The 14,088-nt window shown below is 44.3% G+C and carries 12 protein-coding genes; 11 read left to right on the top strand and 1 reads right to left on the bottom strand.

The features are described 5' to 3' along the window. Positions 1 to 22: 22 nt before the first annotated feature. The 6 genes from secA (at position 23) to ftsX (ending at position 6,907) form a co-directional block, all read left to right on the top strand. Entirely contained in the window at positions 23 to 2,548 is a 2,526-nt protein-coding gene (gene secA / locus K3G25_RS11880) for a preprotein translocase subunit SecA (protein WP_007407469.1), read from the top strand. 74 nt (positions 2,549 to 2,622) lie between these two features. Further along, positions 2,623 to 3,724 (top strand): peptide chain release factor 2 gene (prfB, locus tag K3G25_RS11875; protein ID WP_096034905.1). Its coding sequence is split into 2 segments (ribosomal slippage): positions 2,623 to 2,694 and positions 2,696 to 3,724, totalling 1,101 coding nucleotides; the frame shifts between segments, so codons are not numbered across the junction. A 169-nt stretch (positions 3,725 to 3,893) separates the two neighbouring features. Further along, positions 3,894 to 4,742, top strand: coding sequence for a YitT family protein (locus K3G25_RS11870; protein ID WP_007614078.1), 849 nt, complete (start codon positions 3,894 to 3,896; stop codon positions 4,740 to 4,742). Positions 4,743 to 4,777: 35 nt separating this feature from the next. Beyond that, on the top strand, positions 4,778 to 5,119 hold the full coding sequence (gene cccB / locus K3G25_RS11865; RefSeq protein ID WP_003151417.1) for a cytochrome c551: 342 nt from the start codon (positions 4,778 to 4,780) through the stop codon (positions 5,117 to 5,119). 218 nt (positions 5,120 to 5,337) lie between these two features. Beyond that, positions 5,338 to 6,024: a cell division ATP-binding protein FtsE gene (gene ftsE / locus K3G25_RS11860; protein WP_007407465.1), complete on the top strand. Its 687-nt coding sequence runs from the start codon at positions 5,338 to 5,340 to the stop codon at positions 6,022 to 6,024. After that, positions 6,017 to 6,907 carry a permease-like cell division protein FtsX gene (ftsX, locus tag K3G25_RS11855; protein ID WP_007407464.1) on the top strand — a complete coding sequence of 297 codons (891 nt, stop codon included), beginning with the start codon at positions 6,017 to 6,019 and terminating at the stop codon, positions 6,905 to 6,907. The genes ftsE and ftsX overlap by 8 nt, the downstream gene beginning before the upstream one ends. Before the next feature lie 46 nt (positions 6,908 to 6,953). On the opposite strand, the gene K3G25_RS11850 is transcribed toward ftsX, so the two are convergent. After that, on the bottom strand, positions 6,954 to 8,360 hold the full coding sequence (locus K3G25_RS11850; RefSeq protein WP_128496912.1) for a right-handed parallel beta-helix repeat-containing protein: 1,407 nt from the start codon (positions 8,358 to 8,360) through the stop codon (positions 6,954 to 6,956). Positions 8,361 to 8,569: 209 nt separating this feature from the next. Here K3G25_RS11850 and K3G25_RS11845 point away from each other — a divergent pair, with 209 nt between their 5' ends. From K3G25_RS11845 to K3G25_RS11825, 5 genes are all read left to right on the top strand, one after another. Beyond that, positions 8,570 to 9,928, top strand: a complete 1,359-nt coding sequence (locus K3G25_RS11845; RefSeq protein ID WP_376700814.1) for a carboxy-terminal processing protease CtpB — start codon at positions 8,570 to 8,572, stop codon at positions 9,926 to 9,928. 372 nt (positions 9,929 to 10,300) lie between these two features. Then, entirely contained in the window at positions 10,301 to 10,654 is a 354-nt protein-coding gene (swrA, locus tag K3G25_RS11840; protein ID WP_014305920.1) for a swarming motility protein SwrAA, read from the top strand. 74 nt (positions 10,655 to 10,728) lie between these two features. Further along, positions 10,729 to 11,919 carry a cell division topological determinant MinJ gene (locus K3G25_RS11835; protein ID WP_202729312.1) on the top strand — a complete coding sequence of 397 codons (1,191 nt, stop codon included), beginning with the start codon at positions 10,729 to 10,731 and terminating at the stop codon, positions 11,917 to 11,919. A gap of 812 nt (positions 11,920 to 12,731) precedes the next feature. Then, positions 12,732 to 13,094 carry a hypothetical protein gene (locus K3G25_RS11830; RefSeq protein WP_154817734.1) on the top strand — a complete coding sequence of 121 codons (363 nt, stop codon included), beginning with the start codon at positions 12,732 to 12,734 and terminating at the stop codon, positions 13,092 to 13,094. Positions 13,095 to 13,382: 288 nt separating this feature from the next. Then, complete coding sequence (locus tag K3G25_RS11825) at positions 13,383 to 14,078, top strand: SDR family oxidoreductase (RefSeq protein ID WP_021494086.1); 696 nt, start codon at positions 13,383 to 13,385, stop codon at positions 14,076 to 14,078. The last annotated feature ends 10 nt before the right edge of the window (positions 14,079 to 14,088 follow it).

Below are 14,088 nucleotides of genomic sequence, written 5' to 3'. Positions count from 1 at the left end.
TGAACATAGAGGAGCGTTATAGATGCTTGGGATTTTAAATAAAATGTTTGATCCGACCAAACGTGCGCTGAACAAATACGAAAAAATAGCAAATGACATTGATGCCGTAAGAGGAGATTATGAAAATCTCTCTGACGAGGCGCTTAAACATAAAACGGCAGAATTTAAAGAGCGGCTTGAAAAAGGAGAAACAACGGATGATCTTCTTGTCGAAGCGTTTGCCGTCGTTCGTGAAGCTTCCCGCCGCGTAACCGGCATGTTTCCGTTTAAAGTGCAGCTGATGGGGGGCATCGCCCTTCATGAGGGGAACATCTCCGAAATGAAAACAGGGGAAGGGAAAACGCTGACGTCCACGCTTCCCGTGTATTTAAATGCCTTGACGGGAAAAGGCGTTCACGTCGTTACGGTCAACGAATATCTGGCGAGCCGTGATGCCCAGCAAATGGGAGAAATTTTTGCGTTTCTCGGGCTTACAGTCGGCCTGAACCTGAATTCGATGTCAAAAGACGAAAAACGCGAAGCTTACGCAGCCGATATCACGTATTCAACGAACAATGAACTCGGCTTTGATTATTTGCGTGACAACATGGTGCTCTATAAAGAACAAATGGTGCAGCGCCCGCTTCATTTTGCCGTTATTGATGAAGTCGATTCAATTTTAGTCGATGAAGCGAGAACGCCATTGATTATTTCCGGACAAGCTCAGAAGTCCACAAAACTGTACGTGCAGGCAAATGCGTTTGTCCGCACACTCAAGAAAGATCAGGATTATACGTATGACGTCAAAACGAAGGGCGTTCAGCTGACGGAAGAAGGAATGACAAAGGCTGAAAAAACGTTCGGCATCGACAACCTGTTTGATGTCAAAAACGTGGCCTTGAACCACCATATCAACCAGGCTTTAAAAGCCCATGCGGCGATGCAGAAAGACGTGGATTATGTTGTTGAGGACGGCCAGGTCGTCATCGTTGATTCCTTCACCGGCCGTCTGATGAAAGGACGCCGCTACAGCGAAGGTCTTCACCAGGCGATTGAGGCGAAAGAAGGCCTGGAGATTCAAAATGAAAGCATGACATTGGCGACGATTACGTTCCAAAACTATTTCCGTATGTACGAAAAGCTGGCCGGTATGACCGGTACCGCAAAAACGGAAGAGGAAGAATTCCGCAATATTTATAACATGCAGGTTGTATCCATCCCGACCAACCAGCCGGTCATCCGTGACGACCGTCCGGACTTGATCTACCGCTCAATGGAAGGGAAATTCAAGGCGGTGGCGGAGGATGTCGCCCAGCGCTACATGACCGGACAGCCGGTTCTTGTCGGTACGGTTGCCGTTGAAACGTCTGAATTGATTTCTAAACTTCTGAAAAACAAAGGGATTCCGCATCAGGTGCTGAATGCCAAAAACCATGAGCGTGAAGCTCAGATTATTGAAGAAGCGGGACAAAAAGGCGCTGTCACGATTGCGACCAACATGGCGGGACGCGGAACCGACATTAAACTCGGCGAAGGCGTAAAAGAGCTTGGCGGCCTCGCAGTCGTCGGTACGGAACGCCACGAATCCCGCCGGATTGACAATCAGCTCCGCGGACGTTCAGGACGTCAGGGAGACCCGGGCATCACACAATTTTATCTTTCAATGGAAGATGAATTGATGCGCCGTTTCGGAGCTGAACGGACGATGGCGATGCTTGACCGGTTCGGTATGGATGACTCCACGCCGATTCAGAGCAAAATGGTGTCACGCGCCGTGGAATCATCTCAAAAACGTGTCGAAGGAAACAACTTTGATTCACGTAAACAGCTTCTTCAATATGACGACGTGCTCCGTCAGCAGCGCGAAGTCATTTACAAGCAGCGTTTTGAAGTCATTGACTCTGAAAACCTGCGTGACATTGTGGAAGGCATGATCAAGTCTTCTCTGGAGCGTGCGATTGCCGCTTATACGCCAAAAGAGGAGCTTCCGGAAGAATGGAATCTTGACGGACTCGTGGAGCTGGTGAATTCAACGTATCTTGATGAAGGCGCACTTGAAAAGAGCGATATCTTCGGAAAAGAACCGGATGAAATGCATGAGATGATCATGGACCGCATCATGACAAAATATAATGAAAAAGAAGAGAATTTCGGCACAGAGCAGATGCGTGAATTTGAAAAAGTCATCGTATTGCGTGCCGTTGATTCAAAATGGATGGATCATATTGATGCGATGGATCAGCTGCGTCAAGGGATTCACCTCCGCGCTTATGCGCAGACAAATCCGCTGCGTGAATATCAAATGGAAGGCTTCGCAATGTTTGAGCACATGATTGAGTCCATTGAGGACGAAGTTGCGAAATTCGTCATGAAGGCCGAGATTGAAAGCAATCTGGAACGCGAAGAAGTTGTTCAGGGCCAAACGACGGCTCATCAGCCGCAGGACGGCGATGAGGCCAAACAAGCGAAAAAAGCGCCGGTGCGCAAAGTTGTGGATATCGGACGCAACGCGCCTTGCCATTGCGGCAGCGGAAAAAAATATAAAAATTGCTGCGGCCGGACAGAATAGTCTCGACTGTATGAAGCGAACATGACCGGGTCTGCGTCTTATGGCGCCCCGGATCTTTTAATGAGGTGAATGGAATGGAATTATCAGAAATCAGGGCAGAGCTCGAAAATATGGCTTCTCGTTTAGCGGACTTCAGGGGGTCTCTTTGACCTCGAATCAAAGGAAGCCCGCATTGCAGAATTAGATGAAAAGATGGCGGAACCGGAATTCTGGAATGACCAGCAGAAGGCCCAAACCGTCATTAACGAAGCGAACGGTCTGAAGGAATACGTGAACTCCTATCATCAGCTGAGCGAGTCTCACGAAGAGCTGCAAATGACACATGATCTTTTAAAAGAAGAACCTGACCAGGACCTTCAGCAAGAGCTCGAGAAAGAGCTGAAGTCATTAACGAAGGAATTGAATGAATTTGAGCTTCAGCTGCTGCTCAGTGAACCATATGATAAAAATAACGCGATTTTAGAACTTCACCCGGGCGCCGGCGGTACGGAATCTCAGGATTGGGGTTCCATGCTGCTCAGAATGTATACCCGCTGGGCGGAAAGACGCGGTTTCAAAGTTGAAACGCTAGATTATCTCCCGGGAGATGAAGCAGGAATTAAGTCAGTCACACTGCTTATTAAAGGCCACAATGCATACGGCTATTTAAAAGCGGAAAAAGGCGTACACCGCCTCGTGCGGATTTCTCCATTTGATTCATCAGGCCGCCGCCACACGTCATTCGTGTCATGTGAAGTCATGCCTGAATTCAATGAAGAAATCGACATTGATATTCGGACCGAAGATATTAAAGTTGATACGTACCGTGCGAGCGGTGCCGGGGGACAGCACGTCAATACGACTGATTCAGCCGTTCGGATCACCCACCTGCCGACAAATGTAGTCGTCACGTGCCAGACGGAACGTTCACAAATCAAAAACCGCGACCGGGCGATGAAAATGCTCAAAGCGAAGCTGTATCAGCGCAGAATTGAAGAACAGCAGGCGGAGCTTGACGAAATCCGCGGTGAACAGAAAGAAATCGGCTGGGGCAGCCAAATCCGCTCGTACGTCTTCCATCCGTACTCCATGGTGAAAGACCACCGCACCAATACGGAAATGGGGAACGTGCAGGCGGTTATGGACGGAGATATCGATATCTTCATTGACGCCTATTTACGTTCTAAACTGTCGTAATCCGGGAACACACCTGCCTGTGGCAAGGTGTGTTTTTTTATCCGTTCTCTTTTTCCATTTTTCACAACAGCGCTTTAGCAAATTAATACGGTATTTGGCTGTTATTTACTTCTAAGCCGGGAAGACTTAAAATGCTATCGAGAGAAAATCGGAGAACGGAGGATTTTGCATGGATGTGAATCACAATAAGCCGCTCCGTCTGATCAAAGATTATATATACATCATGATCGGCGCGGCGATTACGGGGGTCGTGTTTAACGTATTTTTGCTGCCGAACCGTATAGCAGCGGGGGGAGTAAGCGGGATCAGCACCATTTTAGAAACGTTTGGTTTTGAACCGGCTTACGTGCAGTGGATTATTAACATACCTTTGTTTATCGCCGGAGTGATTATTCTCGGCGGGAAGTTCGGAATGAAGACACTGGTCGGTTCCATCGTTCTGCCGCTCGCTGTCTATTTAACAAGAGATCTGCCTGCCGCGACGACCCATGAACTGCTGGCGGCGATTTTCGGAGGCGTCGGGATCGGAACGGGAATCGGTATCGTGTATCTTGGTAAAGGCTCCACGGGGGGAACGGCTCTGGCGGGGCAGATCATTCACAAATACACGGGTCTGTCGCTGGGAACGTGCCTTGCCATCATGGACGGATTAATTGTGCTGAGCGCGATGCTCGTTTTCGGAGTGGAGCAGGGACTGTATGCGATGCTCGGGGTATTTATTTCAAGCAAAACGATTGATGTCGTGCAGGTCGGGTTCAACCGCTCCAAAATGGCTTTAATCATTACGCAGCATGAAGAAGCCGTCAGGTCGGCTGTGTTTAAAGAAATCGACAGGGGTGTGACGAAGATTTCCGCAGTCGGCGGGTATACGGAACATGACCGGCCGATTTTAATGTGTGTCGTCGGCCAGACCGAATTCACAAAACTGAAACAAATCGTCAAACAAATTGATGAGTCAGCCTTTGTCATTGTCGCAGACGCAAGCGAGGTGCTCGGCGAGGGTTTCAAACGCGCGTAAACGGGGTTATAATAGCGAAGGGGTGCATCTTACATATGAAATCAAAATGGGCGCTGCTGGCGCTGGTTCTGACCATGTCCGTCCTGCTGGCGGCATGCGGCGGTTCCAATGAATCGAAAAAAGAAAGCTCTGACAGCTCAGGCGGGTCAAAAGCATCTGCGTCAGCGGGAGAAGAGCTTTATCAGCAAAGCTGTATCGGCTGTCACGGTAAAGACTTAGAAGGCGGCGGAGGTCCGAATTTACAGGAAGTCGGCGGGAAGTATGATGAAGCTAAAATTGAAAGCATCATTAAAAACGGACGAGGCAATATGCCGAGCCATCTTGTAAATGATGAGGAAGCCGCGAAGATCGCAAAATGGCTGTCACAGAAAAAATAACAGAAAAACCTTGCCTGTTATAGGGGCAAGGTTTTTTCACGGCCTGGGAATGAAAAGAAACTGTAATAGTAATATGTCTAAATTTGACGTATAATGAAGTGTACTGAGGAAAAGGAACTTTCAGATTTTTCATCTGTTTCCTGGTAAATCGGCCATAAACCGCTGTACGTTTGCGAACTCTATGGCTGCAAGACATAATTAAAAGATTAGGTGATTTCATGATAGAGATGAAAGAAGTATATAAATCCTATCCGAACGGTGTAAAAGCGATTAACGGGCTGTCAGTCATGATTCATCCCGGAGAATTTGTATATGTCGTAGGGCCGAGCGGAGCCGGTAAATCTACTTTTATTAAAATGATTTACAGAGAAGAAAAACCGACAAAAGGGCAAATATTGATTAATCATAAAGATCTCGCGTCTGTAAAAGAAAAAGAGATTCCTTTCGTGCGGCGCAAAATAGGTGTTGTTTTCCAGGATTTCAAACTTCTTCCGAAACTGACGGTATTTGAAAACGTCGCGTTTGCGCTTGAGGTTATCGGAGAACAGCAGTCAGTCATTAAAAAACGCGTGCTCGAAGTGCTCGATCTTGTGCAGCTGAAGCATAAAGCGCGGCAGTTTCCCGACCAGCTTTCCGGAGGAGAACAGCAACGTGTTTCCATCGCAAGATCCATCGTCAACAATCCTGACGTCGTGATAGCTGACGAACCGACGGGCAACCTTGATCCGGTAACATCATGGGAAGTCATGAAGACGCTGGAAGAGATTAATAACCGCGGAACGACCGTCGTGATGGCGACACACAATAAAGAAATAGTAAACACCATGAAGAAACGGGTCATCGCGATCGAAGACGGAATTATTGTGCGTGATGAGTCAAGAGGGGAGTATGGTTCTTATGATTAAAATTCTCGGGCGCCATTTGCGTGAGAGTTTTAAATCTCTCGGAAGAAACACATGGATGACATTTGCATCCATCAGTGCCGTTACCGTTACATTGATTTTGGTCGGCGTGTTTTTAGTCATTATGCTGAATTTAAACAACATGGCTAAAAATGCTGAAAAAGAAGTGGAAATTAAAGTATTAATCGATCTGACGTCCAATAAGAAAACGCAGGATACGCTGCAGAATGAGATTAAAGACATCTCGGGAATTCAAAGCGTAGAGTTTTCATCTAAAGATAAAGAGCTTGATCAATTGGTCAAAAGCTTCGGCGACAGCGGAAAGGCCATGAAAATGCAAGATCAGGAAAACCCGCTGAACAACGCGTTTATCGTCAAAACGACAGATCCGCATGATACGCCGAAAGTCGCGAAAAAAATTGAGAAGCTGGATCATGTGTATAAAGTGACATACGGGAAAGAAGAAGTCAGCCGTCTGTTTAAGATCGTCGGGGTGTCACGCAACATCGGGATTGCGTTAATCATCGGCCTTCTGTTCACGGCAATGTTCTTAATTTCAAATACGATTAAAATCACGATTTTCGCCAGAAGAAAAGAGATTGAAATCATGAAGCTTGTCGGCGCGACAAACTGGTTTATCCGCTGGCCGTTCTTCCTGGAAGGGCTGCTGCTGGGGGTATTCGGTTCTATCATACCGATCGCTCTCGTGCTGAGTACGTACCAGTCGATGGTCGCTTGGGTGGCCCCGAAAGTTCAGGGCTCATTTGTTTCACTTCTGCCGTACAGCCCGTTTGTGTTCCAAGTATCACTTGTGCTCATTCTGATCGGCGCGGTTATCGGAGTATGGGGAAGTCTGACTTCCATCCGGAAATTCCTTCGTGTATAAATACAAAAGCCAGTCTGATATAGACTGGCTTTTTTTAATGGTTTCGTTACTGAATGACGGGCAGGGCCGGTGATCCGGGCTTTAATGTAAAGTCATAAGACGATTCGTCACGGTACATCGGGTCCGCATAAATGGAATCCGAATCGTTTGCCGTTCCTTTTTGGTACGCTGTGAATGAATCATATTCTCTGTTCTTCCAATTCCAAATGCCGTCTTTTCCCGCTTCTTTGTGATAGACGTTATGATTAACGGTATTGCCTTCGTTTTTCGTATAATCATTTGCGATAAAAATCCGTGAACCGCTTGCCGTCATGATGTTTTTTTCGATCGTGTTCCCTTTTGTGCCGTACTGCAGCAGCAGCTGACCGCCGTCAAGGTCCTTCGTGTCATTTCGATACATAATGTTATGAGCGATCACAGAATTGATGGTGCCGCCGCGTTTCGTGTCATAGCCTCCGATTGAAATACCGGTGTAAGCATTGCCGTACACCTTGTTATCCGTAATCCGGATATCTCGCGCGTATTTCCCTTTATGTTCGGAAGTGGCTTCAATGCCGAGGTCATTGTTGTAAACGGTGTTATTCTTAATGTCCACATGTTCTGCGCCGTCAACGTAAATACCGCCCGCTGAATATTCATCTCCGTAAGCGGGATTTCCGTAAGAAGAGTTATGGCTCACCGTATTGTTTTCAATGACGCCGTTTCGCGCATAGTCGTTTTGCTTGGACGTTCCTTCGTATCCGATCACGTCAATCCCGATATTGTTATTGTCCCGGATGGTATTGCCGGCAATCTTAAATCCGTCAACATTCCCGTTCAGCACGACCGCTTCGCTTGCGCCGAGCGTCAGTTTTTCAACCGTATTATTTGTGATGCTGACATCCTTCATGGCGCCTGTGCCGTAAAATGCGATGCCGTGTGCATTTCCCTCATCAGCCGTGGTTTTAATGTTTCGGATATGGTTGCCGTCAATGTTGATATGACTGCTTGATCCGGTGACGAAGATTCCCATGGCCGTTGCATCTTCTGATGATACGGAGAGATTCTCAAGCGTAACGCCGTGAATGGTAATGTACTGTTTATTGCGGATTTGAATTAACGGAGTTTCAGAATCGCTTTTTGGCGCAGATTTGCCGCTGATTGAGACATGCTCATTCTGATAGTTCCGAAATGTAATCGGCTTTTCGGCCGTGCCGCTGTGCTTTACTTCAAACGTTTCATCGTACGTCCCTTCCCGAATCAATACGGTTGTCCCGGCCTCTGCCTTTTCAGCCGCATGTTTTAATGTGCGGAACGGCTTTTCTTTCGTTCCTTCATTTTGGTCGCTGCCTGCCGGAGAAACATACAAGGCGTCCGTCTGCGTTTTTTCATTGGCCTCTGTTTTTGGCCAGACAAAGGCGGTAATTCCTGCGGCCAGAACCGCCGCGGATAAAATCGATAATTTTATTTTCATATCGCATTCTCCTGTATATTTAATGAATTGCATACAAAATATTATACGTTACCCATATATATGTAACAATCTCGCTTTTTCATTTTTTTGTTGCCGTTACATGAATTCTTTGCAATTTACACATACTATCTCCAGGTTTTCGTAAAAGGACTAAGAGGAGGTAAACGATGAAGCAGAAAATGATCGCAGTGATAGCTGCCGTCAGCATCATGTGCGGCGGAGCCCATATTGCCGGGGCGGCACAGCCGAATTCATCAGACGCAGAAAGAAGCCGGGCAATGGAAAAAATCGAAAAAGCATATGAGCTGATCTCGAACGAATACGTGGAAAATGTAGATAAAGAAAAGCTTCTTGAAGGAGCGATTCAGGGGATGCTGTCTACATTAAACGACCCTTATTCCGTTTATATGGACAAGCAGACCGCCAAGCAGTTTTCCGATTCTCTTGATTCTTCTTTCGAAGGGATCGGCGCTGAAGTCGGTATGAAAGACAATAAAATCATTATCGTATCACCGTTTAAGCAATCTCCGGCGGAAAAAGCGGGCCTCAAGCCGAATGATGAAATCATCAGCATAAACGGCGAGTCAATGAACGGGAAAGGTTTAAACGAAGCCGTGCTGAAAATCAGAGGAAAAAAAGGATCGAAGGTTTCTATTAAAATACAGCGTCCGGGTACTGATAAACAGCTGTCATTCCGGATTAAAAGAGCGGAAATTCCGCTTGAAACCGTATTTGCTTCCCGCAAAGAATCAGGCGGCCATCATGTCGGCTACATCGGAATATCGACATTTTCCGAGCATACCGCCCAGGACTTCGCCGCGGCGCTGAAAAAGCTTGAAAAACAAGGGATTGACGGTCTCGTCCTTGATGTAAGAGGGAATCCCGGCGGCTACCTTCAAAGCGTCGAACAAATTTTAAAGCATTTCATCACAAAAGACATGCCGTATATCCAAATTGCGGAGCGTAACGGCGATAAAAAACAATATTTCTCAACCTTAAAACATAAGAAGCCGTATCCCGTCAATGTCATTACGGATAAAGGAAGCGCCTCCGCTTCAGAAATTCTTGCGGGTGCGTTAAAAGAAGCGGGACATTATGACGTTGTCGGTGACACTTCTTTCGGTAAAGGAACGGTTCAGCAGGCCGTGCCTATGGGAGACGGGAGCAACATTAAATTGACGCTTTACAAATGGCTGACACCGAAAGGCAATTGGATTCACAAAAAAGGCATTGCTCCGACAATCGCTGTGAGCCAGCCGGATTATTTTGCGGCGGGACCGCTTCAGCTGAAACAGCCGCTTCAGCCTGATATGAACAGCGCGGATGTCAAGCACGCCCAAATCCTGCTGAAAGGCCTAGGCTTCGACCCGGGCAGAGCAGACGGCTATTTCAGCAAAACAATGAAAAAAGCCGTTCTGGCGTTTCAAGACCGGTACAAGCTTGATAAAACAGCGGTCATTGATAAAAAGACAGCGGAAAAAATGAATCAGCTGATGAATGAACAGAAATCTGACGAAAAAAATGATTTACAGCTGCAAATGGCGTTAAAATCATTATTTGTAAAATAAATGAAAAGGAGGCGTTTTTTACGTCTCCTGTTTCTTTTGTCACTCTCTAAAAATGAACGAAAAGACATATAATTATGTCGGTTTTGACAAGATATTAAAAAAATTTTCACATTTAAACATTTATAAAGGACAAACATTACCCGATATTTATAGAGAAGAGAGACTTTATGCCGAGTTAATATGTATTCAAAATGAAACTTTTGAAAGTTGCCTCAGTCAGTTTTAGTTCTTACAATAAAAGAAGGTTCTAATAGAGAACAGTTTTAGTTTGGCAGCTGCATTTCAGTATCGAAAGCAGAAGTGTTTGCGGCGCTTCAGCACGGCAGCTGTAATCACCCGTGCTTATCTGGATAAAAAAATGGGGGTTCACAATTGAAGAGGGCAAGTATTGTGCGTGAAAAAAAATATTATGAATTAGTGGAACAACTAAAAGACAGAACAAAAGACGTCACATTTTCATCAACAAAAGCACTAAGTCTTCTTATGCTGTTCAGCAGATACCTGGTCAATTACACAAATGTTGAATGCGTTCACGAAATCAATGAAGAGTGTGCAAAGCATTATTTCACTTACTTAATGAAAAACCATAAACGTTTAGGAATCAATCTGACGGATATTAAGCGGTCCATGCTTCTGATCAGCGGCGTGATCGAGGTGGAGGTTGACCACTATCTGAAAGATTTCTCTCTCTCAAATGTAACGCTGTGGATGACGGAAGAGAGATAGACGTTTGAGATATTCAAGCCAATGATTATTTGGTAGAATAGAATTAAAATGTTTGGCTTGAGGCGGTGAAAGCAGTGTCTGTTCAATGGGGAATTGAACTTCTGAAAAGTATCGGTCTGTTTTTTTTGCACCCGATGTTCTGGTTTTTTATCATCATAAGTCTCGCATGCGGATATTTGCGGATCAAACGTGAACGCCATACGTTTCATACAAAAATCGCGGATATGTATGACGAGCTTATCTTTACATACATAAAAGGACTTATACCGGGTATTCTTCTCTCCATATTATTTTTTGGACTGGGAATTTCGATTCCATTCGGTCTTCTCGGCATAATCGCGGCTGTGACGGCTTTGGCTTCGCTGACGTTCCGTATGAATTGGCTGTCCTCAGCTTATGTTGTCAGCGCCGGCATGTTCATTGCGTTTATCCTTCAGTATACCGACACAGTGCCGTTTGCGGATCGGTTTCCGCAGGCATTCGGCGTGAATTGGGCATCGGCGGCCGTGTTTATGGGCCTTTTGATTATCACGGAGGGAGCGGCTGCCTGCCGTTCAGCGCATCTGAAAACATCTCCGGCGCTTGTCGTCAGCAGCAGAGGCCTGCCCATCGGCCGACAATTGGCGAATCGCGCATGGCTGTTTCCGCTTTTCTTATTGGTGCCGGGCAGCGGGCTTGAGTCACACCTTTCCTGGTGGCCTGTCTTTACCGTGCCGGGCGGCTCTTTCCATTTGATCTGGATTCCTTATATCGCCGGCTTCGGACAGCGTGTGCAGGGGTCACTTCCGGAAGTCAGCATAAGGATAACGGCGAAACGTGTCATGATTCTCGGGATTATCGTGGCCGTATTCGGGGCAGCGGCCCTTTGGTGGACTCCGCTTGCCGGAGCTGCCGCTTGTATTGCGGTGCTCGGACGCCTGTTTTTATCATTGAGACAGCGGCTGAACGATAACGCGGCTCCGTTTTATTTCTCTAAGCGGGATCAGGGCTTAATGGTGCTCGGCATCATTCCGAACACACCCGCGGACGATCTTGAGCTGAAGATCGGTGAGATTATTACGAAAGTAAACGGCATCCCCGTGAAGCATGTATCGGATTTTTATGAAGCACTTCAAAAAAACCGCGCATTTGTAAAAATGGAGATCATCGGCCTGAACGGTGAGATCCGGTTTGATCAGCGCGCGTCCTATGAAGGCGAACATCATGAATTAGGTATTTTATTCGTGCAGGATGAACACGAGCACGAAGAAATGACAGCATTATAATGTGATTTTTCATAATTATTCGGAATAGTTTCAAGAACTCCTAAACTAGATTTCAAAATCAGCTAGAAAGTAAAACAGCTAAGAAAATTATATTTTCTTAGCTGTTTTATTTTGAAATAATAAAAAAATAAATGAAGGAGAGGTATGGCTTATTGGAAAGGTTATTGCTAACTCCAAAACCTTTAGAAGATGAATCTTTAGCAGGATATATATTAAGAATAACTGATTATAATGGTTATGAAAATTCTAGTTTGATATATACTATGGCAATATTTGAGGAATCCATGTTGCGAAAAATTCTAATGATTTAAAAAGCATTCTATGAGAAAAATTATACTGGAAAAATCCATTCTATTTCTGGTCCAAAGTTCAATGATGGAAATAAAATACTTTTCCCCATTAATGTATTAAAAGACATTCAAGTCCACAAATACCACTTTTAAAATTCAATTACAAACGTAAAACACCTACCTATTACATGTTTACCAAAATACGTAACTGGTAGGTTATAATATCACCATTACATCTTCACTTTTATAAAGATATCCTTCGCTCCCATCAATCTCAATACCTGAAATCGGCTTAATTCCCATCCCACTTTAATTTTTTCATCATATACACAGAGATGGTATTATGCTTTTCCGCAATTTCTTTTAGAGTAATATATTTTTTTGAAACATCTGTATATCTTCTAATGCAAACCTTTTCCCTCCTGAATCACCATTTCCTATTAAAAATCCTCTTTTTATCCAACTTGAAATTACTGATTGTCTTAACCCTATAATTTTGGCGTTAAGTTTGAGGTAGGAAAGATGTACTGTGAACAACAAGATTGGATATATTCAATTATGACTGAGGATGATATAAGAAAGGGATATAGCTTAAAAGGAACGACTTTTTCAAATCCTCTTGAACGGGGACAATATGATTCAGAAGGAAAAGCGTGTATTACTATGCAAGGGTTTATATATATGCTACATATAGAACTTTTAGATTTAATTGCAAATTCTTACGATTCTAGAAGAGGGACTGCGCCTAGAGAATTATGGGAAAGAGGAATGAAAGAAAATCCACAATTAAAATTTGGAACTATACAGTTAATGTTATTTGTCCCATACATAATTTGTATTTGGTTAATGAATGCCCAAGATGTAACAGTAAGATATCTCCGATAAGAAAAACATTAAAAAAATGTAACTGTGGATTTGAACTGAAATTGTTAGATCATGTAAAGGTAGAAGAGGGTTGTATTAGTTTTGTTCATTTTTTTATAATTTATATTATGAAATTAAAACCTTTGATACTCAAATAGATGCGATATGGAACCTTAAATTTGTAGAATTACTTAATTTAATGATTACAATTTGGTTAAGGATAGGAGGGTATAATAAAGAGAAGAGGCCAATTGTTGATTTTTCAATGCAAAATGAAGTAACTATTAAAAAAAATCTGGGAGGATTATGGTGGATATATTAATTACTGGGGCAAATAGGGGCTTAGGGCTTGGATTTGTCGAAGTTGGATTAGAAAAAGGGTACCGAGTTTTTGCTGGAGTCAGAGATCCGAATGAACAAAAAAGGACTCAATTAACCAAATTAAAAGAGAAAAATAGCAACCAGTTAGAAATTCTTCATTTAGATGTCACAGACGAGGAATCTGTTCGTGAAGCAGCTCGTAATGTAGGTGAAAGTCTTGATGTGATTATCAATAATGCTGCCATTCTTAATGGAAGGGGTACGTCTATTGAGGATCTTGATATAGAGGCTATCAAACTAGCATTTGATGTCAACACGTTAGGACCAGCCCGTGTGATTAAACATTTTCTACCTTTGCTGAAAAAGGGTGAGAATCAATCCATTATCAACATCTCGTCAGAAGGTGGTAGTCTAACAAATGCATATAGTGGTGATTATCCTTATGGATTGTCGAAAGCTGCCTTAAATATGTTGTCCGAGAAGCTCCATGTAGCATTAAAGAATGAAGGCATTCAAGTCCTTTCCGTCCATCCAGGGTGGGTAAGGACGGATATGGGAGGAATGATAGCCCCGACACATCCAAAAGAAACAGCAGAAGATATTTATAATCTCATTAATCGACAAGTTCGTATCGATAGTGAATTTGTTTTCGTTGACTATCAAGGGAAACCGATGAGCATTTGATGTAGCACCG

Origin of the sequence: Bacillus sp. FCW2 (assembly GCF_021228595.1) — a bacterium.
Classification (GTDB): Bacteria; Bacillota; Bacilli; order Bacillales; family Bacillaceae; genus Bacillus; species Bacillus velezensis.
This window is presented reverse-complemented; position numbering and strand designations above follow the sequence as displayed.

Excerpts from the sequence above, each read along its gene's own strand:
- secA (WP_007407469.1), top strand. The coding sequence starts at position 23 with ATGCTTGGGATTTTAAATAAAATGTTTGATCCGACCAAACGTGCGCTG.
- K3G25_RS11870 (WP_007614078.1), top strand. The coding sequence starts at position 3,894 with ATGGATGTGAATCACAATAAGCCGCTCCGTCTGATCAAAGATTATATA.
- cccB (WP_003151417.1), top strand. The coding sequence starts at position 4,778 with ATGAAATCAAAATGGGCGCTGCTGGCGCTGGTTCTGACCATGTCCGTC.
- ftsE (WP_007407465.1), top strand. The coding sequence starts at position 5,338 with ATGATAGAGATGAAAGAAGTATATAAATCCTATCCGAACGGTGTAAAA.
- ftsX (WP_007407464.1), top strand. The coding sequence starts at position 6,017 with ATGATTAAAATTCTCGGGCGCCATTTGCGTGAGAGTTTTAAATCTCTC.
- K3G25_RS11850 (WP_128496912.1), bottom strand. The coding sequence starts at position 8,360 with ATGAAAATAAAATTATCGATTTTATCCGCGGCGGTTCTGGCCGCAGGA.
- K3G25_RS11845 (WP_376700814.1), top strand. The coding sequence starts at position 8,570 with ATGTGCGGCGGAGCCCATATTGCCGGGGCGGCACAGCCGAATTCATCA.
- K3G25_RS11830 (WP_154817734.1), top strand. The coding sequence starts at position 12,732 with ATGTACTGTGAACAACAAGATTGGATATATTCAATTATGACTGAGGAT.